Annotated in this window: 22 protein-coding genes, 1 pseudogene and 1 riboswitch; of the genes and pseudogenes, 12 read left to right on the top strand and 11 right to left on the bottom strand. The window is 40.6% G+C overall.

Annotation, left to right across the window (positions count from 1 at the left end; all coding sequences use genetic code 11):
- Positions 1 to 205: 205 nt before the first annotated feature.
- The 6 genes from hypE (at position 206) to I8752_RS32540 (ending at position 6,158) form a co-directional block, all read left to right on the top strand.
- Positions 206 to 1,309 (top strand): hydrogenase expression/formation protein HypE, encoded by a 1,104-nt coding sequence (gene hypE, locus I8752_RS32565; RefSeq protein WP_214436299.1) that lies wholly within the window; start codon positions 206 to 208, stop codon positions 1,307 to 1,309.
- A gap of 16 nt (positions 1,310 to 1,325) precedes the next feature.
- Positions 1,326 to 1,667: a hydrogenase maturation nickel metallochaperone HypA/HybF gene (locus I8752_RS32560; protein ID WP_214436298.1), complete on the top strand. Its 342-nt coding sequence runs from the start codon at positions 1,326 to 1,328 to the stop codon at positions 1,665 to 1,667.
- Positions 1,658 to 2,509 (top strand): hydrogenase nickel incorporation protein HypB, encoded by an 852-nt coding sequence (hypB, locus tag I8752_RS32555; RefSeq protein ID WP_214436297.1) that lies wholly within the window; start codon positions 1,658 to 1,660, stop codon positions 2,507 to 2,509. The genes I8752_RS32560 and hypB (I8752_RS32555) overlap by 10 nt, the downstream gene beginning before the upstream one ends.
- Before the next feature lie 93 nt (positions 2,510 to 2,602).
- Positions 2,603 to 2,827 (top strand): nuclear transport factor 2 family protein, encoded by a 225-nt coding sequence (locus I8752_RS32550; protein ID WP_225896042.1) that lies wholly within the window; start codon positions 2,603 to 2,605, stop codon positions 2,825 to 2,827.
- Positions 2,828 to 3,477: 650 nt separating this feature from the next.
- Positions 3,478 to 4,728: an ornithine--oxo-acid transaminase gene (gene rocD / locus I8752_RS32545; RefSeq protein ID WP_318780923.1), complete on the top strand. Its 1,251-nt coding sequence runs from the start codon at positions 3,478 to 3,480 to the stop codon at positions 4,726 to 4,728.
- A gap of 386 nt (positions 4,729 to 5,114) precedes the next feature.
- Positions 5,115 to 6,158: a 1,9-bis(guanidino)-5-aza-nonane synthase gene (locus I8752_RS32540; protein WP_214436296.1), complete on the top strand. Its 1,044-nt coding sequence runs from the start codon at positions 5,115 to 5,117 to the stop codon at positions 6,156 to 6,158.
- 85 nt (positions 6,159 to 6,243) lie between these two features.
- On the opposite strand, the gene I8752_RS32535 is transcribed toward I8752_RS32540, so the two are convergent.
- A complete protein-coding gene (locus I8752_RS32535; protein WP_214436295.1) occupies positions 6,244 to 6,975 on the bottom strand; it encodes an SDR family NAD(P)-dependent oxidoreductase in 732 nt (243 codons plus the stop codon).
- Positions 6,976 to 7,166: 191 nt separating this feature from the next.
- Positions 7,167 to 8,078, bottom strand: a complete 912-nt coding sequence (hypB, locus tag I8752_RS32530) for a hydrogenase nickel incorporation protein HypB (protein WP_214436294.1) — start codon at positions 8,076 to 8,078, stop codon at positions 7,167 to 7,169.
- A 735-nt stretch (positions 8,079 to 8,813) separates the two neighbouring features.
- Here hypB (I8752_RS32530) and I8752_RS32525 point away from each other — a divergent pair.
- The gene (locus tag I8752_RS32525) at positions 8,814 to 9,614 is read left to right on the top strand and encodes an AMP-binding protein (RefSeq protein ID WP_214436293.1); all 801 of its coding nucleotides are present in this window, start codon (positions 8,814 to 8,816) and stop codon (positions 9,612 to 9,614) included.
- 211 nt (positions 9,615 to 9,825) lie between these two features.
- Positions 9,826 to 11,407: pseudogene (locus tag I8752_RS32520) on the top strand (IS1182 family transposase).
- 49 nt (positions 11,408 to 11,456) lie between these two features.
- On the opposite strand, the gene I8752_RS32515 reads toward I8752_RS32520, so the two are convergent.
- The 3 genes from I8752_RS32515 to I8752_RS32505 all read right to left on the bottom strand — a co-directional run bounded on the left by I8752_RS32515 (position 11,457) and on the right by I8752_RS32505 (position 12,360).
- The gene (locus tag I8752_RS32515) at positions 11,457 to 11,837 is read right to left on the bottom strand and encodes a formylmethanofuran dehydrogenase subunit E family protein (protein ID WP_318780924.1); all 381 of its coding nucleotides are present in this window, start codon (positions 11,835 to 11,837) and stop codon (positions 11,457 to 11,459) included.
- A 6-nt stretch (positions 11,838 to 11,843) separates the two neighbouring features.
- Positions 11,844 to 11,996, bottom strand: coding sequence for a hypothetical protein (locus I8752_RS32510; protein ID WP_214436291.1), 153 nt, complete (start codon positions 11,994 to 11,996; stop codon positions 11,844 to 11,846).
- A 124-nt stretch (positions 11,997 to 12,120) separates the two neighbouring features.
- Positions 12,121 to 12,360 carry a metal-sensing transcriptional repressor gene (locus I8752_RS32505; RefSeq protein WP_214436290.1) on the bottom strand — a complete coding sequence of 80 codons (240 nt, stop codon included), beginning with the start codon at positions 12,358 to 12,360 and terminating at the stop codon, positions 12,121 to 12,123.
- 14 nt (positions 12,361 to 12,374) lie between these two features.
- Here I8752_RS32505 and I8752_RS32500 point away from each other — a divergent pair, with 14 nt between their 5' ends.
- On the top strand, positions 12,375 to 12,581 hold the full coding sequence (locus tag I8752_RS32500) for a Dyp-type peroxidase domain-containing protein (RefSeq protein ID WP_214436289.1): 207 nt from the start codon (positions 12,375 to 12,377) through the stop codon (positions 12,579 to 12,581).
- 206 nt (positions 12,582 to 12,787) lie between these two features.
- Here the strand turns inward: I8752_RS32500 and I8752_RS32495 are convergent, their stop codons facing one another.
- From I8752_RS32495 to I8752_RS32470, 6 genes are all read right to left on the bottom strand, one after another.
- The gene (locus tag I8752_RS32495; RefSeq protein ID WP_263986777.1) at positions 12,788 to 14,053 is read right to left on the bottom strand and encodes a GMC oxidoreductase; all 1,266 of its coding nucleotides are present in this window, start codon (positions 14,051 to 14,053) and stop codon (positions 12,788 to 12,790) included.
- A 38-nt stretch (positions 14,054 to 14,091) separates the two neighbouring features.
- The gene (locus I8752_RS32490) at positions 14,092 to 14,745 is read right to left on the bottom strand and encodes a cytochrome c oxidase subunit 3 (RefSeq protein ID WP_225896041.1); all 654 of its coding nucleotides are present in this window, start codon (positions 14,743 to 14,745) and stop codon (positions 14,092 to 14,094) included.
- 121 nt (positions 14,746 to 14,866) lie between these two features.
- A complete protein-coding gene (gene ctaD, locus I8752_RS32485) occupies positions 14,867 to 16,549 on the bottom strand; it encodes a cytochrome c oxidase subunit I (RefSeq protein ID WP_214436288.1) in 1,683 nt (560 codons plus the stop codon).
- 43 nt (positions 16,550 to 16,592) lie between these two features.
- Positions 16,593 to 17,516: a cytochrome c oxidase subunit II gene (locus I8752_RS32480; protein WP_214436287.1), complete on the bottom strand. Its 924-nt coding sequence runs from the start codon at positions 17,514 to 17,516 to the stop codon at positions 16,593 to 16,595.
- The gene (locus I8752_RS32475) at positions 17,517 to 18,122 is read right to left on the bottom strand and encodes a DUF2231 domain-containing protein (RefSeq protein WP_214436286.1); all 606 of its coding nucleotides are present in this window, start codon (positions 18,120 to 18,122) and stop codon (positions 17,517 to 17,519) included.
- Positions 18,119 to 18,619, bottom strand: coding sequence for a DUF2231 domain-containing protein (locus I8752_RS32470; RefSeq protein ID WP_185564441.1), 501 nt, complete (start codon positions 18,617 to 18,619; stop codon positions 18,119 to 18,121). Before I8752_RS32470 ends, I8752_RS32475 begins: the two co-directional genes overlap by 4 nt.
- A gap of 785 nt (positions 18,620 to 19,404) precedes the next feature.
- On the opposite strand from I8752_RS32470, the gene I8752_RS32465 reads away from it, so the two are divergent.
- The 3 genes from I8752_RS32465 (at position 19,405) to I8752_RS32455 (ending at position 21,168) form a co-directional block, all read left to right on the top strand.
- Positions 19,405 to 19,824 carry a BlaI/MecI/CopY family transcriptional regulator gene (locus I8752_RS32465; protein ID WP_214436285.1) on the top strand — a complete coding sequence of 140 codons (420 nt, stop codon included), beginning with the start codon at positions 19,405 to 19,407 and terminating at the stop codon, positions 19,822 to 19,824.
- The gene (locus I8752_RS32460) at positions 19,824 to 20,669 is read left to right on the top strand and encodes a M56 family metallopeptidase (RefSeq protein WP_214436284.1); all 846 of its coding nucleotides are present in this window, start codon (positions 19,824 to 19,826) and stop codon (positions 20,667 to 20,669) included. Before I8752_RS32465 ends, I8752_RS32460 begins: the two co-directional genes overlap by 1 nt.
- A gap of 259 nt (positions 20,670 to 20,928) precedes the next feature.
- Positions 20,929 to 21,168 (top strand): hypothetical protein, encoded by a 240-nt coding sequence (locus I8752_RS32455; protein WP_214436283.1) that lies wholly within the window; start codon positions 20,929 to 20,931, stop codon positions 21,166 to 21,168.
- A gap of 146 nt (positions 21,169 to 21,314) precedes the next feature.
- A riboswitch (cobalamin riboswitch) is annotated at positions 21,315 to 21,467 on the top strand.
- Positions 21,468 to 21,844 lie beyond the last annotated feature (377 nt).

Genomic DNA, 21,844 nt, shown 5'->3' with positions numbered 1-21,844 from the left:
ATTTCCGATTGATTCTGACTTCTAGCTGTTTGATCATAAATTATTACAGTAAATTTAGTTAGCAAATATTGGGACATGTTACTCTCTTCCCATTACAAGATTATTTACCTTCACTCAAACTCTGTATCTCTGTGGTTCGTTAAAAAATCTAATGTTAACATACTCTAAAATCTTACATTCCAAAAACTTACAAATTATTTGAAAAATGGACTTTTCTATAAATAACTCAGCCTCAAATACTCTATTTCAAAAAATAGAACAAGTCCGCCGCCGTCAAGGAAAAGTACAAGATACGCATATCACCCTCGCACATGGTAGTGGTGGTAAAGCTATGCGTGATTTAATTGATGATATCTTTGTCAGTAATTTTGATAATCCCATTCTTTCGCAATTAGAAGACCAAGCTAGTTTTAATTTATCTAATCTTCTCCAACAAGGAGATAGACTTGCATTTAGTACTGATTCCTATGTTGTAGATCCTTTATTTTTTCCTGGTGGTGATATTGGAGAATTAGCCGTGAATGGCACAGTTAATGATTTAGCTGTCAGTGGTGCTAAACCTTTGTATCTCACCTGTAGTGTGATTTTAGAAGAAGGACTAGCTGTAGAAACCTTGCGGCGTGTCGCCAAGAGTATGAAAGCGGCTGCCAACAAAGCTGGCGTACAAATCGTCACTGGTGATACAAAAGTTGTACATCGTGGCGCTGCTGATAAACTATTTATTAATACGGCTGGTATTGGCGTTATTCCCTCAGGAATTAGCATTTCCACCCAAAATATTCAACCTGGAGATGTAGTAATTCTTAATGGTGAATTAGGCAATCATGGGGCAGCAATTTTAGTTGCCCGTGGAGAGTTAGCCTTAGAAACTGATATCCAAAGTGATTGTCAGCCGTTGCATAATTTAATAGAAACTATCCTCAAAGCTTGTCCAAAAGTACATGCGATGCGGGATGCCACACGCGGCGGGTTAGCCACAGTTTTAAATGAATTTGCCCTTAGTTCTAACGTAGGAATTCGGCTTGAAGAAGAGTCTATACCAGTGCGTGAAGAAGTCAAAGGAATTTGCGAAATTTTAGGTTTAGATCCTTTATATCTAGCCAATGAAGGTAAGTTGGTAGTGGTGGTAGCAAAAGAAAATGCAGACACTGTTTTATCAGTAATGAAATCTCATCCCACAGGTAAAGATGCTTGTATTATTGGCGAAGTTATTTCCTCGCCTCCAGGAATTGTTTTATTAAAAACAGTTTTTGAGTCAGAACGTATTGTAGATATGCTTGTAGGCGAACAGTTGCCGCGTATTTGTTAAAATCTAATAGTTTTTTATGCATGAATTAGGAATCACGCAAAATATTGTGGCAATTGTGACCGAACATGCTGGAGGCAAAAAAGTAAGACGAATTGTATTAGAAATCGGTAAACTTTCAGCTATTATGCCTGATGCCGTACAATTTTGTTTTGATATTTGCACTCAAGACACAGTTTTAGCAGGGGCAATTTTAGAAATTAGAGAAATTTCCGGTTTAGCACAATGTCAGCAATGTGGTGCAGAAATTGTTCTAGACAAGCCATTTGGTATTTGTAAGTGTGGTAGCGTGCAATTAAATTTAATAACTGGTGAAGAACTGAAAATTAAAGAAATAGAGATAGAGGAAATATGTGTGTAACCTGCGGTTGTTCTGATGATAGCGAACCTACAATTACTAATCCAGAAATTAGTGAAGTTGAACGCCATCATCACACTCACACTTTACCGAATGGTACTATCATCACTCATTCTCATAGTAGCGATCGCCACCACGAAGCTGCACACAATCATGCCAAAATTCACAACACAACTATATCTTTAGAACAAGACATTTTAGCAAAAAATAATTTAATTGCTGCTCAAAATCGGGGTTGGTTCAAAGGTCGAAATATTCTAACTTTAAATTTAATGAGTTCTCCAGGTGCAGGGAAAACAACTCTGTTAACGCGAACTATCAATGATTTAAAACATCAGCTGACCCTGAGTGTTATTGAAGGCGACCAAGAAACAACCAATGACGCTCAAAAAATTAGAGAAACAGGCTGTAAAGTCGTTCAAATTAATACCGGAACTGGCTGTCATCTCGATGCATCAATGATAGATAGAGGTTTACAACAACTAAATCCACCCCTAAACTCAGTAGTAATGATTGAGAATGTGGGTAATTTAGTTTGTCCGGCTTTATTTGATTTGGGAGAACAGGCAAAAGTCGTGATTCTCTCCGTCACAGAGGGAGAAGATAAGCCAATCAAATATCCTCATATGTTTCGTGCTAGTGAAATTATGATTATCACTAAAATCGATTTGTTGCCTTATGTAGAATTTGATGTGCAAAAATGCATAGAATATGCACACCAAGTTAATCCTCGTATACAATTTTTTCAGGTATCTGCGAAGACAGGTGCTGGATTAGATAGTTGGTACAAATGGCTATCAGAAAAAGTGGCAAACTTCTCAGATCAAATCTTGCACCAACTGTAGTCCCCCTTAGAGCAGCAGGGCTGTTTCATTCGTTCATACGATCCGGTTGGTGGTAATGTTTTAGAAGGACATACGGCAATTCGCCAGTTTTTCTTGAGTATTGCTGGCATGTTTGAAACCGTGGGACTGACTGAAGAATTTGTGCATATTGTGGGCAATGAAGTTGCTGTCAAATGGATGGGACGCGGTATTGGGAAAAATGGTCATGAGATTACATTTGAAGGTATTGATTTATTTGAAATCAATGCTGCTGGTAAAATTCAAACACTACGAGCTTACTGGAACAAAGAGGTAGCGATCGCTGCATTACAAAGGTAACTTAGTGTCTACTCAACTTTATTATGTGTACAACCTCTGGATTTAACTTCAATTGGGCGATCTACAGGTGCTAATTTAGTGCTGCAATTTTCTTATCCCCCTCCCTAGCATTGATAGATTGGGAATTTAATGATAATCTAAATGGCACGACAGTCAAAAAAACAGCTTTTTTGACTAACTAAAGATATTTTATAAAAATATCAAAATTTTTGTCCGCATTTTGCAGACAAAAACACATTTACTACCGAAAACGTTACACTTTACACTATCGGTTTTTATGCCAGCAAAATTTTACATTCAGACAGAGTGGGCAACTGGTTTTCTTCACTAAAAGTAGGTACGAAATATCCTACACAAGTTGCGTGTCTGGAAGATGAGCAAATGGCTGGTCAATAATTACTGGCTAAATTAGATATTTAGAAAAAATCCATACATTTTGAATAGTATCGCTTGTGTTTGGCATGACTTACTAATCTTATGATTAAAGTCTTGGCTTTCATGTCAATAGCACCCTGAAATTGGGAACTATAAAACGAAGACAAAGCCAGATTTTTTCTTCTGCTCATACCTGTTGAGTATCTTATTCGACTGGTAATCTTTCAGATGTTTTCTAGTTTGATTTTAACCTCTCAAAACTATCAGGAGCAAATATGCAAGCAGCAGACGTAACTCTGGGAATTCCCTCTTTTAACACTATGAATACCCAGGATTATATTGAACTAGAACAGCAATATGGTGCTGATAATTACCATCCTTTAGATGTAGTCATTACCAAAGGAGAAGGAGTATGGGTATGGGATATAGAAGGTAAAAAATACCTCGATTTTCTTTCAGCTTATTCAGCATTAAATCAGGGTCATTGTCATCCCAAAATTCTCCAAGCAATGATAAAACAAGCTCAACAAGTTACATTAACTTCTAGAGCTTTTCGCAATGACCAATTGGGAAAATTTTATCAAAAGCTTTCTGAAATTTCTGGTTTACCTAAAGTGCTACCCATGAATTCGGGAGCCGAAGCTGTGGAAACGGCCATCAAAGCCATTCGTAAATGGGCTTATAAAGTAAAAGGTGTACCAGAAAATCAAGCAGAAATTATTGTTTGTGGTAATAATTTTTCTGGACGCACTATTAGTTTAATTAGCTTTTCTACAGAAGAACAATATCAAGATGGCTTTGGCCCTTTAACTACTGGGTTTAAAGTTATTCCTTTTGGTGATGCTGAGGCTTTAGAAAAAGCGATTACTCCTAACACTGCGGCATTTTTGGTAGAACCAATTCAGGGTGAGGGAGGCATTATTGTTCCGCCTCATGGGTTTTTAAAGCAAGCTGAACAAATCTGTCGCCATCATCATGTCTTACTGGTTTTTGATGAAATTCAAACTGGCTTGGGAAGAACAGGTAAAATGTTTGCTTATCAATACGAGGATGTCAAGCCTGATGGCATAACTGTAGGTAAAGCTTTATCTGGTGGATTTTATCCCATTTCCGCGTTTATTTCGACAGAGGAAGTCATGGGTGTATTTCAGCCTGGAGATCATGGTAGTACCTTTGGCGGAAATCCCTTAGCTGCTGCTATTGGAATTGCAGCACTGGATGTAATTGTTGAAGAAGAGTTACCAGAAAAAGCCTTAAAACTAGGGGAATATTTTATAGAAAACTTACAATCAATTAAGAGTTCATATATCAAGGAAGTACGCGGAAAAGGTTTATTAATTGGCATGGAATTGTACCCCGAAGCTGGTGGTGCAAGGCGTTTTTGTAAAGCTTTAGCTAAAGAGGGATTATTAGCTAAAGAGACTAGAGATAATGTCATTCGTTTTGCTCCACCTTTAGTTATTTCCAAAGATGAAATAGATTGGGCATTAGAAAAAATTGAGCGCGTTTTGACAACCACTGGTTAGTTTGGCATAAATTGAGTTCTGCGGGGTGATTTGTAGTGTTTAAAAATTCATTAGTAGCAAAATTGAACAATCGTCTCACCCAACTCGTGAGTATCTGGGATTTGCACGTCAAATTGAATAAAAGACGGCAATCAAATCCCGGTTTGTCGTGGTATGACCACTGCGAAGCACCTAGTACAAAAAGGTAAAAGTAAAAAGTGAGCCACTGCGCCCTTGCGGTTTCCCGACTTGAAGCAAGTGGCGTTAGCGCAGCGTTAGCGACGCAGGAGCGTCACTCTGAAGGAGTCAAAAGGCAAAAGAAAGGAGTTTTATACTATAGGTTTTTGCCTTCTAGTTGCGTGAGCAGACCGGATGATTTTAATTTTCAATAAAAAGGACAATCTACCATGAATCGTGAAGAACTTTTGCAAGAAACCGTACAAGCAATTGACATAAAAGCTTTTGATGTTGTTGGCTTGGTGGAAGCAATGGGTAAGACAGCTTTCCAAGGTCGTAATTTGGGGCGGGCAGCAAAAATTTACGACGCAATGCTGCAAGATAAAGAATGCACGATTATTCTGTGTTTAGCTGGGTCTTTATTTAGTGCTGGACTTAAGGGAATAGTCCACGATTTAATTACTCACAATATGGTAGATGCAATTGTTTCTACCGGAGCTAACATTGTTGACCAAGATTTCTTTGAAGCGTTGGGTTATCGCCATTATGTCGGCGACCCCTTTGCAGATGATGAGGTATTAAGACAGCAACGGATAGACCGCATATATGACACCTACATTGATGAAGATCAACTGCGGGTGTGCGACATGACGATCGCCGAAATCGCCGAGAATTTAGAGAAGCGTCCCTATTCTTCACGGGAATTTATTGAGCAGATGGCAATTTATTTAGAACGTCGGGGTAATTATGGCCAATCTGTAGTGCAAGCCGCTTATCAACACCAAGTACCAATTTTTGTCCCCGCTTTTAGTGACTGTTCTGCTGGGTTTGGCTTAGTCCATCACCAATGGAATTCCCCAGAATCTCATTTAACCATTGACTCAGTGCGAGACTTCCGGGAGTTGACGCAGTGCAAACTAGCTTCCAACTACACTGGATTGGTGATGATTGGTGGCGGTGTACCAAAAAACTTCGCCCAGGATACGGTAGTAGCTGCGGAAATGCTGGGATTTGATACGAGTATGCACAAGTATACAATTCAAGTTACCGTCGCTGATGAACGGGATGGCGCTTTATCCGGTTCTACCCTCAAAGAGGCTCATTCTTGGGGGAAGGTAGACAAAGCTACTGAACAGATGGTGTTTTCTGAGGCGACTGTGGCGTTCCCGTTAATCGCGGGGTATGCCTATGGTAAGGGTAACTGGCGCGATCGCCAACCACATCATTTAGCCGAGTTATTCACTAAACCTCAACCCAAGGTAGCAACTGTGTAGAGATTTTTAGGGGGGCATATTGCCCCCTTTGTTGTATCCACCCGCACAAAATAGAGAATCGCTAGGAGCATTGATATTCCTGGATCTAATCGGGAACCTGAGCTTGAAATCTTTGCCCACTCACTCGCTGTGATTCATCTGAAGCTAGATAAATAAAGACATCTGTTACTTTTGCTGGTTCTGCCCAACGGGTACGATCAGCTTCCGGTTCCGATGCCCTGTGCATTGCAGTGTTCATATCACCAGGATCTACCCAGTTTAGGCGCACCCAACTTCCTTCTAGTTCTGCTGCCCAAACCTGTGACATCCCTTCTAAAGAAAATTTTGAGATGCTATAAGCTCCCCAGCCCGGATAACCAGTTACACCCGTATCACTGGTTACGTTAATGATGGAGCCACCTGTTTTAACCATTGTAGGGAAGACCTTCTGAATCATCACAAACGGTGCAATCAAATTTGTGTTAAGTACGTAGCGGAAATCTTCCAAAGGGTAGTCAACGAGGAATGGTATTGGAGTAGGGCCAATTGCTGCTGCGTTATTAACTAGCACATCAAGGCGATGGTCAAATTCTCTTAGTGTCATTGCTACAACGCGCTCAACCTCTTCTGCTTGTGCTAAGTCGGCAGCGATCGCTAAGACTTTAGTCTGGGGTGCAATCTCCTGAATTCGTTGACATACCTCGTTCAGACCTTCAACCCGTCGCCCGATGATCGAGATTCTAGTTGCTCCTTCACGGGCAAAATCAATAGCTAATTGTCGTCCCAGTCCTTGAGATGCGCCAGTGATCAGGACTGACTTCCCTTTTAGTTTGCTCATGTGTCCTCATCGTGATCTCGCAGTGCGATGTTTAGACACAAGATTATAGCCTTTCAAATGCAGTGTGCATACCTAAAATTTTGGCTAACTTTGGAGTTATGCTCACGAATTATTCCTAACCGTTAAACCTACTCATATCTTCAGTATAAGTTCTTGTTTAATCAGATATGAGTAGATTTAGATAGATATTTTTAGTTACTAACCCTTTGTGATAACCACTTATACCAACTCTCTAACCCAGTTCCAGTTAATGCTGAAACTTGAAAAACCTGAATTTGAGGATTAACCTGCTGGGCGTATTCTATGCAACGCTGAACGTCAAACTGCACATGAGGTAGTAAATCAATTTTAGTGAGAATCATCACCTCACTAGCGCGGAACATATGCGGATATTTAATTGGTTTATCTTCGCCTTCAGTCACAGATAGAATGACAACTTTTGCCTGTTCGCCTAAATCAAATAATGCTGGACAAACTAAGTTACCAACATTCTCAATCATTACGACTGAATTCAAAGGTGGATTTAATTGTTGCAAACCCTGTTCTACCATTGCTGCATCTAAATGACAGCCTGTACCTGTGTTAATTTGTACTACTTTACAGCCTGTTTCTTGAATTTTATTAGCATCATTAATCGTTTCTTGATCTCCTTCAATAACGTTAATAGACAACTGATGCTTTAAATCATTAATAGTGCGAGTTAATAGTGTTGTTTTCCCAGAACCAGGAGAACTCATTAGATTTAAAGCAACAATGTTACGCCCTTTAAACCATCCGCGATTTTGGGCTGCTATTAAATTATTTTTTGCTAAGATATCTTGCTCTAAAGATATAGTTTTACTATGTACTTGAGCATGAATCTGAGATGCTTCTGAGATGGAATCATGACTGTGAGAATGCGTGACTACAGTGCCATCTGGTAAAGTGTGGGTGTGAATATGATTAGAGTCATGATTGTGAGGATGGGTGATCGCTGTATCTTCAGGTGAAGTATGAGTGTGGTGATGATGCTCATTTTGGGAGCTAATTATTGCTACTTCATTTGTTTCAGTGTTGATGATTTTGACTTCAGCATCGTCAGAGCAACCGCAGGTTACACACATAATTTTTCTATTCAATCTTAAGAATTTCAAAAACAGTATCAATTCTTTCAAGTTCAAAAAGTTTATTAAATACAGATTGGAGATATTAAATCTCATTAAATAATATTTATTTGCCTAATTTCAAAGGTACTTTTTCTACAAAAATAGACAGGTTTTATTCAAGTTTGCTTGACTAATATCAAAAAATAATTTTTCTAACTTTTCTAAAAGCTTAGGTGTTTTCTCACTTATTTAGTTGTTACTATAAACACGAAATAGAAAATAATTAGACGTATTCATCACTGCATCGTAGCCCCCCTGGAGATCGCCCAGATCCTGGTTATATCTATTAATTAGAGAACAAAATGCAGTCAATATTATATTAACGCAGTAACTCTCCTGTTTTTTTATTTTTAATTAGCACAATCCTTAAGTTACTAAAGTCCTTTTTATGGGGAGAAACAGCTTTTTATTTTGTCCAAGGTCTGACGATTGTAGCGTTCTTGCTATATGAGAATTGTAAATAAGTATAAATTTTTTGTCACCTGTAGAATGCGATCGCTAGAAGAGAAGGGCTTTGGATCTGCCATGTTATGTAGGCTATCTGAAGTTTGACATCTTGTCTTTTGACGCAGGTAACAGCTTGATTCAGTATATACAGTTAGTGTCCGTGCTAGAAAGCATTTTAGCCGCTAATTTGGTCAGTTATGACTTTTTCGTCAATTAACTGAGCATAAGTAGTAAGTGGTGTTACAAATGGGCAATCAACCTTTAGAGCTTCCAATTGATTTTTCCAGTTTCGTAGAAATTCTTCGTTTTCGAGCGAGCGAACAGCCCAAACAGAACGCCTATTCTTTTTTGCTTGATGGAGAAACAGAAGAAGCAAACATAACTTACCACGAACTCGATTGTCAAGCTCGAACTATTGCAGCAAGGCTACAAAATTGCCTAGTCAGTGGGGAGCGTGCTGTACTACTGTACCCGCCAGGTCTAGAATATATTGCCGCCTTTTTTGGATGTCTCTACGCTGGAGTCGTTGCCGTCCCTGCTTATCCGCCTCGACTGAATCGACCCATGCCTAGATTAGAAGCTATTGTAGCTGATGCACAAGCAACCGTGGCGCTGACAACCACCAAGATTCTTACCCAGATAGAACATCAGTTGCAGCAAACTCCAAACCTCAAGTCCATGCAGTGGGTAACTACCGACAATCTTCAGAGTGGACTAGAAAAAAATTGGTTCCAGACTCAACCCAGAAGTGATACTTTAGCTTTTCTACAATACACATCAGGTTCCACTGGCACACCTAAAGGGGTAATGGTTAGTCATGGCAATCTTCTGCATAACCAGCAGATAATTCAGCAGGCTATGGGGCATAGCTCAAAGACTATCTTCGTAGGTTGGTTGCCTCTGTTTCATGATATGGGACTGATTGGGAATATGCTTCAGCCCCTGTACTTAGGCATCCCCTGTATTCTCATGCCTCCTGTCGCTTTTCTACAGCGCCCCCTACGTTGGCTACAGACAATTAATTTCCCGGTACAAAGCAACTACTAGAACACCGATTCAGTAATCGCAGAATAAAAGAAGAATCTGCCCAGAGTAAGGTAAATCATAAAGGAGAAAATAGAGGAAACGCTTACCAAACAATGCTTATAACAATAAATAAGGCTTGAGCGATATTTAACAAAGTCTCAAGGAGTGGTGTTGCCCAGATTGGGGTAGATTTAGGTAATAAATTGTGCTAGTGCAAGCTGAAAATGTACGTATGCGACCAGGAATTTGGCATCCATCGGTAGAATTAACATCACAAGAGCAAAGTATCGTCAAGCGCATTAAACGAGCGAAGCTATTTACATTCTTGCGGCAATACCGTCATCAAATATTTGATGAACAATTTCAAGAGGAACTAAGCAAGCTATACGCAGATTCTCCTAAAGGACATCCGCCAGTACCACCAGCACAGTTAGCTTTGACGACAATCTTGCAAGCCTACACAGGAGCCTCGGATGCAGAAGCAATTGAAGCATTGCTCATGGATAGACGTTGGCAATTGGTAGTTGATTGTATTGATTGCGAAATTGCACCATTTTCTCAGGCGACACTGGCGAGATTTCGCACAGCGCTAATTATCCAAGGTCTTGACCGTAGGCTAATTGAGCGAACAGTAGAACTAGCAGAGCAGACAAAGGGTTTTGGCTCAAGGCAATTACGAGCTGCACTTGATTCAAGTCCATTGTGGGGAGCATCGAAGGTCGAAGATACATATAATTTGTTGGGTCACGCGCTCAAAAAAGCGATTGGCGTGATAGCTAGCCAGCACCTTGTGGGAGTTGGCGGAAGTTGCTAATGATATTGGCGTGGGTATAGTCGCCACTTCAAGCTTAAAAGCGGCTTTAGACTTAAACTGGGATGACCCAGACCAGAAAAATTTAGCTTTGGGGATTGTACTGGATGCTTTAGAGCGACTCGATACTTTTGTTCAAACACACCCCACAGAATCTGAACATCCGCTACTTCGTGCAACTCTTGAGACAGCACGACAAATCGAAACACAGGATGTAGAAATCTCCGAACATGGTGAGGTGAAACTGCGCTCTGGTGTTGCTAAAGAACGGCGCATCTCAATCGAAGACGAACAGATGAGACATGGGCGTAAAAGTCGTAGTCAGAAGATTGATGGATATAAACGTCATGTTTTACGAGATTTAGACAATGGAATGATTCGTGCTGTTGGGATTACCAAGGCTAATCTCCCAGAAGCATCTGTAACTGATGCGATTACTCAGGACTTACAAACACAAGATGTCGAACTCAGCGAATTACATATTGACCGGGCTTATTTGAGTAGCTCCTTAGTCAAAAATCGCAGTGAGCAATTGAGTATATATTGTAAGGCTTGGATCGTCCACAACGGTACAAAATTTGCGAAAACTGCGTTTGTATTGGATTGGGACAATGGTACTATTTGTTGTCCCAATCAAGTAACTTTACCTTTTACTTTGGGTGCTAAAGTCCAGTTTCCACAGGAGGTTTGTGCAACTTGTCCTGTTAGGGAATCTTGCACCACCTCTCCACGCGGACGCAGTATTTCAATTCATCCACAAGAGCTATTGTTTCGGGAATTACGAGAACGTCAACTAACTCCAATAGGTCGTGCCAAACTCCGAGAACGTGTTTGTGTTGAGCATTCTTTATCTCATATTGGTCATTGGCAATCACAGCAGGCTCGTTATGTCGGTTCTCGTAAAAACTTATTTGACCTTCGTCGCGTAGCCGTTGTTCATAATCTTCATGTCCTTGCCAAAATTTTTACCAACACTACTGAGCTTGCCTCTACTTCTATTTGATTACTGAATCGGTGTTCTAGATGAAGAGATTGAGAGCAGAGAATAAATGTCAAATCTTGGAGCTTGACTCGTCTGTTTTTTTGTATTTATCCACACGAAATAGAGAATCACTAGAAGCATTCATGACTGCATCATATCGCTGGCGATCGCCCAAATCTTGGTTCCACTTATCAAGTAGAGAACGAGCTGCTGCTGGTATTACATAACGCAGTGATTTTCCTGTTTTTTTATTCTTAATTACAACAATCCCAAAGTTACTTACGTCGCTTTTAGAGGGTATGACTCGTAGTGAGTTTTGCCCCGGCGTGGCAACTGTAGCAATCATAATGCCATCTGCAACACAAGGACATGGCGCATTAGCACCATCAAAGTAAGTAACATCCAATTCGCGCCCTTTAGCATCAAGACGCTTCATTGCATCTAATCCTATACGGATTCATAGAGCAATATAACTGCCAAAACCTCCATGTATGCGCTTTCCTAGAGCGATCCATTCTTCTGGAGTTTGGGCAATAGTCGGTACAGATGGAACTAAAAGACACAAACAAATGAGTAAGGATATAAGTCGCTCAAATTTATTAGCTATCATTATACTTTGCCAAAATAACTACTATAAAATCGTAAGTAACTGGAATAAACAATCTCTAATGCTCAAACCATTTTCCTAACAGCAACTAACGACAAATAACTTCACTGCGTAGCAAACCTAATATCTAGCTTAAAAAACGATCTAATACAATCTTTAGAGCTTCAATCTCAGTTTTAACATCTTCCTGTTGAGTAGTTCGAGCAACGGATTCCTTGAGATATTCATTTAAAATAATTCGACCAACTTGCTTAACTGCTCCTCGGACAGCAGCTATTTTAATCAATACATCTGGACAAGGACGACTATCCTCAACCATATTCTTGATACCCCGAATATGCCCTTCAATACGAGACAATCGTTTCATCAAATCATTTAAAGATGCTTCACCTAGATATGGGACTGCTGTTTGTTTGTTTCCAGTCAAATTTAGAAAAGGGTTTTATTACAGTTCAATCACGCTTAAATGGAGAACCTTTAGAAGAGTATATTAAACCGATTGGCGGCGGATATTTCTTTGCCTTACCAGGAGTTGAGGCAAAGGGTGGTTATCTCGGTCAATCTTTATTAGAAGCAGGTAAAGCTTAAGATTGGATGACACAAAATAGATATAAAAAGATAGATAAGAAAGCAATTGTTCATCAGCCAAACATATCATAACAAGAAGAAATTATTGAATTTTTTTGTGAATAGCCCATAATTAAGTTTTAAAAAATTCTGACAGCTTGTCTTTTGACATTTTCATACTTGTCAAGTAATAATAAAAATTATATTCGCTTCAAGCCAATATCATATTAATGCAATCGTTGAATCAGATGATTTCCAACTCGCAACGCATTGGCAATAATAGTTAAAGCTGGACTCACCCCAGAGTTAGACGGGAAGAAACTACCATCAACAACATAGAGATTATTCACATCATGGGTGCGACAATCAAGGTCAAGCACAGATGTAGTCGCATCTTCCCCAAACCGACAAGTACCGCACTGATTCGCCACCACTTGAATCGGGCTATCACTACGGGGATAAATCCCGCGACGAAACACCGGGTTTTCCGAAGAGCGATCTACAGCCTTAAGGATATTAGTCCAGCGATAAATCAGGCGATCGTGTGCTTCAATATTATTGGGCGTATAATCCAAATACAACTTATCACCCACAACCCGCACCCGATTTTTTGGGTCAGGTAAATCTTCCGTTTGTAACCACCAACCAATAGAATGATTCGCTAACTGTCGCATTCCAAACCCAGGAACTAACCTGGACATTAGCGATAACAAAGGCGATGCTTCTGCGGGAATCATTTCTTGTAAAATACTACCTGTATTTTGAATATGACCCATTGGGAAAGGAAACTCTGATTCTCCCCAATAAAAATCATTCACAGCAATTGTTTTCTGAAACACAGTCGGGTTTGGTATGGGGCTGAGTTGTACCATCGCCGTCATCAGATGTTTCATAAAATTACGTCCCACCAAATCAGAACTATTAGCAAGTCCCTTGGAGTGTTTATCATTTGCAGAACGTAATAACAACGCCGCCGAATTTACCGCACCACAAGCTAGGACGAATATATCTGCGAAAAATAGATAAGATTGTCCATCTATTTCCGCTTCCACAGCTTTCACCTCAATACCAGATGGGTTAGTGTGTAAACGCACAACCTTAGCTGAGGTTTTTAAGGTGACGTTAGAATGTGACAAAGCTGGGTTAATTCCCACAGTCTCAGCATCAGCTTTCGCATCTATTTTACAAGGGAAACCATCGCAAGTATGACATCGGATACAATCACTCTTGAGTGCTAAAGGTAGATGTGTTGGATGTAGCCCTTGTTGGGAGATAGCATGAGCAATTGTTTGCATCCGCGCTTCGTGACTTACTTCTGCATAAGGATAAGTTTCGCTGCGGGGTGGTTCTGTTGGGTCATCCCCTAGTTTACCGTGGACATGGTAGAGTTTTTCCGCTTCGGTGTAATAGGGTTCAAAGTCTTGGTATTTCAAAGGCCACTCACTTGAAACCCCATCTTGATGTTTGACTTCTTGAAAATCCCGTTCCCGCATCCGCAACAGTGCTGCACCATATACTTTTGTATTTCCGCCTACCCAATAGTTAATTTGGGGACGAAAAGGTTCGCCGGCGCTGTCGTACCATTGTTCTTGAGTGTGATAACGTTCTTTTTTAAAGACTTCAACAACACTCCAATTTTCTTCTTCTTTGGGGAGAAAATTGCTGCATTACCGGGGATGAGCGATCGCACTAACATAATTAACTGCAACAACACACCAGTAAAAACGTGCAACCCGTGGAATCCTGTTAATAGATAAAACATTCCCCCGAATACGCCAGATGTCACACTAAAATGCAGACTACTCCATTCAACTGCTTGACCATATAAGAAGTAGCTACCCATCGCCATTGTTGTTAACCAAAGTAGGCGGAATCCCCACATATTATGGCGTTTCAGGGCAAGTTCCGCGAAATAAATCACAAAACTACTAGAAACCAGAATCACAGTATTAATTGTCGGTTCCCTAATTTCCAGCCCCTCAACACCAGGCGGTAGCCAATCAGGAGTTGTGGTTTTATAAACAATATATCCCGCAAAAAAACTCAGAAAAATGATACTTTCCGAAAGTAAAAATACGATAAAGCCAAACATACTATTGGCTTCTTCATCATGAGTATGTTCAACAGTCCTCGTCTCCAAAGACTCCTGCAACTCTTCTCGACTAATAGAACTATTCACAGTCATAGTTGAATTTTCACTAATTTTTTTTGGTTTGTAGTGGGGACTTTAGTCCTCTCCTCTCCTGGAAACAAAATTAAGGACTGGAGTCCTTACTACGAACATCGCACTAGGTTTAAAGTATGAATTAATTCAAATCTCTTGCTAACTCTTGCTTTTCCAAATTCGCCGTCAACGGTTCAGACTTCCCATACCCATAAGGTTCAGAAATCACCACAGGAATCTCCTCAAAATTCTCCACCGGCGGCGGAGAAGCCACCAGCCACTCCAACCCAATAGCCCGCCAAGGATTATCCGGTGCTTTCTCACCCTGTACCCAAGAACCAATCATGTTCAAAATAAAGGGTAGTGTAGACATCCCCAACAAAAATCCACCAATACTAGCAATCACATTCCAAAAAGCATACTCTGGGTCGTAAGAAGAAACCCGCCGCAACATCCCTTGCAAACCTAATGGGTGCATCGGTAAAAAGTTGAGGTTAGTACCGATGAATGATAACCAAAAATGCAGCTTACCTAAGCCTTCGTAGTACATCCGCCCAGTCATCTTGGGAAACCAGTGATAAAATGCGGCAAACATCCCCATTGTCACAGTCCCATAGAGGACGTAATGAAAGTGACCCACAACAAAGTAGGTATTATTAACGTGAATATCAATTGGTACTGCGGAAAGCATAATGCCTGTGATACCCGCAAACACAAACATAATCAATCCACCCAAAGCAAACAGCATCGGGGTAGTCAGCCGCAGTTTACCTCCCCAAATTGTCGCCACCCAAGCAAAAACTTTAATCCCCGTGGGTACGGAAACGAACATTGTGGAAACCATGAAAACTATCCGCATCCAGGCTGGTGTACCACTAGCAAACATGTGATGTACCCAGACAAAACCACTTACGCCGGCAATCAATAGTGAGGAAACGGCAACTACCTTGTAGCCAAACAGAGGTTTACGGCTATAAACTGGGAATATTTCGGAAAAAATGCCAAAAATAGGTAGTATAATTACGTAGACGGCAGGGTGTGAATAAAACCAGAAAAAGTGTTGAAAGAGAACTGCATTACCGCCCTTTGCTGGGTCAAAGAAGGCTGTACCAATAGTCAAGTCGAGTAACAACATAACAGCCCCGGCTGTGAGTGCAGGTAAGCCAAACAGTTGGATAATCTGGGCGCTGAACACTGCCCAAACATAAGCCGGCATCCGAAAGAAGGTCATTCCTGGGGCGCGCATTTTAACAATGGTAGTAACAAAATTAACACCGCCCATAATCGAGGATACACCTGATATGGCGACAGCTATCAGCCAGAGAAATTGACCGTTAATGAGATTACCTGTAGGATTTTGCAGACTCACTGGGGGATAAGACCACCAACCTGCTTGGGCTGGGCCACCGGGTAGGAAGAAACTAGCCATCAGGATAATTCCGAATACTGGCACCATCCAGAAGGCTACGGCATTCAGGCGGGGAAATGCCATATCTCGCGCCCCAATCATAAGCGGGACAAGGTAGTTTGCTAGACCAACTAAGACGGGAAAAGTCCACAAGAACAGCATGATTGTGCCGTGCATGGTGAACATGGCATTGTAAACGGTGCGGTCAACTAAATCGGCTTCTGGGGTAATTAGTTCGCCGCGAATAATCATTGCCAATATGCCGCCAATGAGGAAAAAGAGAAAGGAGGTAACTATATATTGAATACCGATGACTTTGTGGTCAGTGCTGAAGGTGAAGTAGGTTTTCCAGGTGGTGGGGAGATGGTGGTGTGTTTCTAGTAGTATTTTGGGATTTTCGATTTGGGTATTTGTCATAGGATGTTTCACGCAGAGGCGCAGAGGCGCAGAGAAATTGAGTTTAAGAGGAGAAATTGACTAAAGGGGGTGGTGCGGGTATGACTGTGGGATAGCCTGTGGTGAATGCCCCTTTGATTTTTTGGGCGTATTCGTTGGCGGCTTGATTATTGGCGGGGACTGGTTTTTGGGTTGCAGCTAATTTCAGCCATTGGTCGTAATCTGCTGTTGATTCGACTACTACATCTGCTTGCATGGCTGCAAAGTAAGTACCGCTAAATTGAGAATCGCGCAGTCGATATTTGCCGGGGCGAATGGGAGTAAATTCAAAGTCGATGGTTTGTTTGGGTACTATGTCTTGTTTGAGTCGAAAGGCTGGGATGTAAAAGCCGTGGAGAACGTCTGCCGATCGCAGTGCTAAACTAACGCGCCGATTAGCTGGTAGATGTAATTCGGTGCTGGTAACATTCTGGTTGGGGTAGCGAAAGACCCAAGCCCATTGTTTGGCAAGCACTTCTATTTTTTCAACTGGTATGGAGTTAGAGGCGGTGATTGAAAATGTCCCCTTCTCCTCCATTGTTGCTGCATGGGCTGATGCCATTTTATGTATGTGCATGGCTTCCATTGGCCCTTGAATTGCCATTTCTGCATAGATGTTGTAACTGTAGGTTGCAATCCATAGCACCAACAGAATGGGAATTGTTGTCCAAACTACTTCTAAGGTGACATTTCCTTCAATTGGCGGGCCATCGCTGGTGTCATATTTACCTGCGCGATGGAAAATTATGGAATAGATGACGGTTCCAGTTACGCCTAAGAAAATGAAGGTTCCCAAGGTGACTAAAAAGCTAAATAGTTCATCTATGAGTTTGGATTCGGCGGCGGCTTGGGGGGGAAACCAGGAATAGGCTTGTTCTCCCATCCAGAGACTAGCAGCTGTGAGGGCGATCGCACAGCCAATTAAAATCAAAATATTCTGAATTTTCATTTACTTCAATACCGCGTTAATGTCTTTACCCAATCTCAGTAATTTATCAGCAGTATTATGTACGCCAAATTCTGCCGCTAGTTGCGCTCCTAATGTGCCGTGAACGAACATAATAAACATGATGAAAAACCCTGCTGCAAGATAACTCCACTGCACTTGTTGACCGACATCTTTTCGCCATAAATAACGCTGAAATCCTCTCCATACAGCCATTCCAATAATCAGCGCTAAGAGGAGGACACCACCGACACCATGCCACAGCATTGTCTCCATCCCTTGTAATCCCCAAGCACTTTTTAAATCTGTTGGTGGTTCTGCCAACATGATTTCGTAAAAGCCTGCGGCCACAGTGAAAAAGGTGATGATGGCTGAAGCCAGCATATTGTACCAACCCACATCAAAGAAGCCGGCACGATTAGCGGGTATTGCCAAAAATTTGAAGACTGGTTTTTCTAGGGGGAATAGTACACCAACAATATCAAAGGCAATGGCGACGATAAATAAACCCAAGGTGAGATGGACTAAGTTGGGATGAATGGGAATGGTGTAAGGTAGTCCGTTTGCGCCTAGTTGCGACCTGAGTTGTTCAATTAGTTGGGCATTCATCGCAAAATACCTGCCTTCACAGCTTCTACAACTGGTACTGTGTGCAGTCCATACACCCACACTAATTCATCTCCCAAATACACTTGGAAGAACACTAAACAAGTTAAAAGTAGTCCCACTCCGAGATAGGGAACTGGTACTTTTTCTGGGTCACGTAACCGAATGACGTAACGCCACCCTGTAATTGCGGCAATAATTCCTGAAAGCGACCAGCCAATCAGGGTATGTAAATTTAGGATTGGTTCAACTGCGTTGTAAGGTTCGGCTAAACCCGCTTCAATCTGACCAAAGATGATCGCAATAAAAATGGCGATCGTGGCGAAAAACATATTCCACCAACTCACTTCAAAAAGACGGGCGTTATGGCTAAAATAACCAACTACATCACAGAAGAAGGCAAACAATACCATTGCAATTACGAAGTGGACAACAATCGGATGGATTGTATCTGGGTAAGGTAAGTTGTGGTCGTTCAAAGGTGGAAGATATTCAAACATGGTCTTTTCCTGTGCAAATATCCTGCACTTAGTTAAACTTAACAAATATATTCTTCAAATAATGTCTTCAATAATGATTTGTCTGGATATTCTTTAACTTTTTTCTAGATTTTTTAGTTTGACAAAATGTCAGAGATTAAAACGACAAACTGTCTTTTGACTTATTGTTGTTTAACAGGATAAATTTACTTATTTATCCTTGGCTTTAATCCACAATCCCAAACCTAAAATTGTTTGACAGTCTATCTTGTGACATTGAGAAAAATATCACTATAAAATAGATAAACTACTTGATATTGGTTTTAAATAATCTGGTATAAAGATGATTATTTGCTCAAAAAATATTGAATATCTGGTAAGTTTTATTAATTGAGCCACAATCCACATATTCCTTAACTTATGGATACTTGGAGGTTTAATCAAGATTCTAATTACTCCCTTATCAGTGTAAGATTACTGATGTGATTTCGGCTCTCCTGCTGCCTAAACAGTGATTTTTAGGTGGTAAAAGAGTAGCTAACTGATGCTAAATAGGACTTACGCAAGAACTCTCTGAAACTCTTATAACTTCGTGTTTTTTGCGCCCTTTGCGGTTCGTTTTTTCATAATTTTGCGTAAGTCCTGCTAAAAATCCCCTCCGACCTTAAGTCAGTTGGTGAGAAATGTCAAAAGACAAGTTGTCAGACTTGAATCTGACAACTTGTCAAAGTTATTTATGAAGTTTGCAGGCGAATTTATTCATAATAAATTCTGGCTAATATAGTTAAAATACACTAAAAATCAAGATGAATCCTCTGCCAAATTACCGTCCCAAACAACTAAAATTAGGCCCTTTAGAGGCAGAGATTTTAAACATTATTTACTCTCTGAGTGCTGCCACAGTTAAAGAGGTGCATGAACGTATTACTGCTGACCCAGAACGGGAGTTAACTTATTCCTCAGTAGCAACAATACTGCATCGCCTCTCCAAGAAGGGGTGGCTAGAATGTGTGAAACAACACCGCCAGTATCTTTGGCTACCTTTGATTTCTTATTCAGAAGCCCAGTCTTTAGAAGCTTATGAACAGTTACAGAGATTTCTCGAATTGGGGAAGCCGGAGATTGTGGCTGCTTTTGCTGACAGTCTGGATGAAGCTAGTGTGGCACAGTTTGAGGCGATCGCAAAAAAAATCCAAGCAGTTCGTGAACTTAGGGAGAAAGAATAATGCACCTGCTGATGGTAGTCATGGCGTTAATCCTAGCTTGGTACTTGAGAAGTCAGTGGTCATCCCCTATAGGAAATTGGATGGAACGTTTTCCCCGCGCCTTGTTGCTATTTCTCCTCCCGCCATTACTTCTATTAACCACAACATTTGCAGTGTTTTGTATGGGGCCTCATGGACATATTATGGTTTGGGGGTGGGAAGGTTGGGTTAGCTACGGACTGGCCATCAGTTTCTTAGGTTTTGCAGGTGTCTTATGGCTAAAGTTGGTATGGGAGGGAAACCGGATGCTAAAACAAATTCGCACCTATCCCATAATTTATGTCTACGGTACACCAGCACGGTTACTAAATGTGCCTGTTGTTTATTGTGCTTTGGTTGGTTTTTGGAAACCTGAGTTAATTATCAGTCAGGGATTATTAGATACCTTAGATTCCGTCCATCTCAAAGCGGTATTAGCCCATGAAGATGGACATCGCCACTACCACGATACCTGTTGGTTTTTCTTTTTGGGGTGGCTACGTCAGTTAACCTCTTGGCTACCTCACACCGAATCATTATGGCAAGAGTTGTTACTTTTAAGAGAGATACGGGCTGATTATTGGGCTGCTAGACAAGTTGATAGTTTGTTATTAGCAGAAGCTTTACTATTGGTTGTCAATACTCCAGTTTTACTAGAGTCAAATTTTTGTGCAGCTTTTGCCCAGCATATCTCAACCAATCATGTTACACAGAGAATAGATGCACTTTTGCAAGAACCAAATTCTATGGGAACACCAAAACCTTGGTCTTGGGTGTGGTTAATTTTGGTGCTTGTGCCATTACTGGTGATTCCGTTTCATAGTTGAAATTAAGTCATTGCGATGTGGAACAAGTTGTACGCAGTTTGCTAAGATAGGATATCCCTGTCTCCTAAAAAGCGGATTAAGAAAACCTAATTAAATATCAATTAATATCAAATTATACTTTCAGCTTTTACTGGTAGTACTACCTCAACAGAATCGTCAATTAAATCGCTATGTTGTTGAGCATAGGCATTGATTCCAGAAGCAAAAGCATCAAGATAACTGCGAAAAGTAGGACATAGAACATTAAGTGAGGAGAGTTATGAGAACTGATTTTGACTTCCCTAAAAAGGATTTAATTGGCTCCGTTGTTTTTCGACCTGATTTCACTAACTTTGAGAAAATCAATCTCAACCAAGCTTGGTCATTGTTTTTCACCGCAGGTCAAGACGACAAAGCACTGGGAAAAGAAATTGAATTAGGCAAGTTTTTCACTAACCTTTTAATTGCTGTAGGAGTAACGGGAATCCTTTGGGGAACTTTCTTCAGTAATTTGGGATAAGCAATTGTGTAAGCGTGTTCAATCGAATAAATTCACTCTTCAGTCTTGGTTATGATAGCCAAGACTTCTTTATTGTCATGAAATCTTCAAATAATTGTGACTGTTAACTAAAATTTGCTCTTGTATTATTTTCCTCACCATGCTATATAATGGGTCGATTAGTCGGTTCTAGTGGGGAACAGTCATTAGAGGAAACGGGGAAAGTCCGGTGTGAATCCGGCGCTGTCCCGCAGCTGTAATGAGATTATGTCCAAACCAAGTCTCAAAGTCAGAAGACCTGCCGATGTTAATACACCTAAAAAATCTGCGAGGTACAGATGTTACAAAATTTTCTCCAATCAGAGTTAAGACTTATATCATCCATCGTTTTTTGTATCTACGTTAGGAAAAATCATAGGTAGTGGATTTTACCAAACAACAACGATCGCAATATCAAAAGCAAAAATATACAGCTATCAACTATGCCTTGCGAAAATTCAGCATGGCTAACATTTGAATTAAATTTATTTAATTCAGTTGATTCAACTGTCATTAAATCGATTAAATATTCAAGTATTTTTGCTAGTTTTTTTGATAGTTATACGCAAAATTCTCAGAATTTTTGTGGTTTTTTGAGCGAACAAAATTAGAGAGTGTGGGTAATATTTAATGCGGCTTTGTTGCATTTAAATACTCA

The sequence above is a fragment of the Dendronalium phyllosphericum CENA369 genome (assembly GCF_016056275.1).
Classification (GTDB): Bacteria; Cyanobacteriota; Cyanobacteriia; order Cyanobacteriales; family Nostocaceae; genus Dendronalium; species Dendronalium phyllosphericum.
The sequence above is the reverse complement of the archived record's forward strand: the minus strand, read 5'-3'. Positions and strand labels throughout refer to the sequence as shown.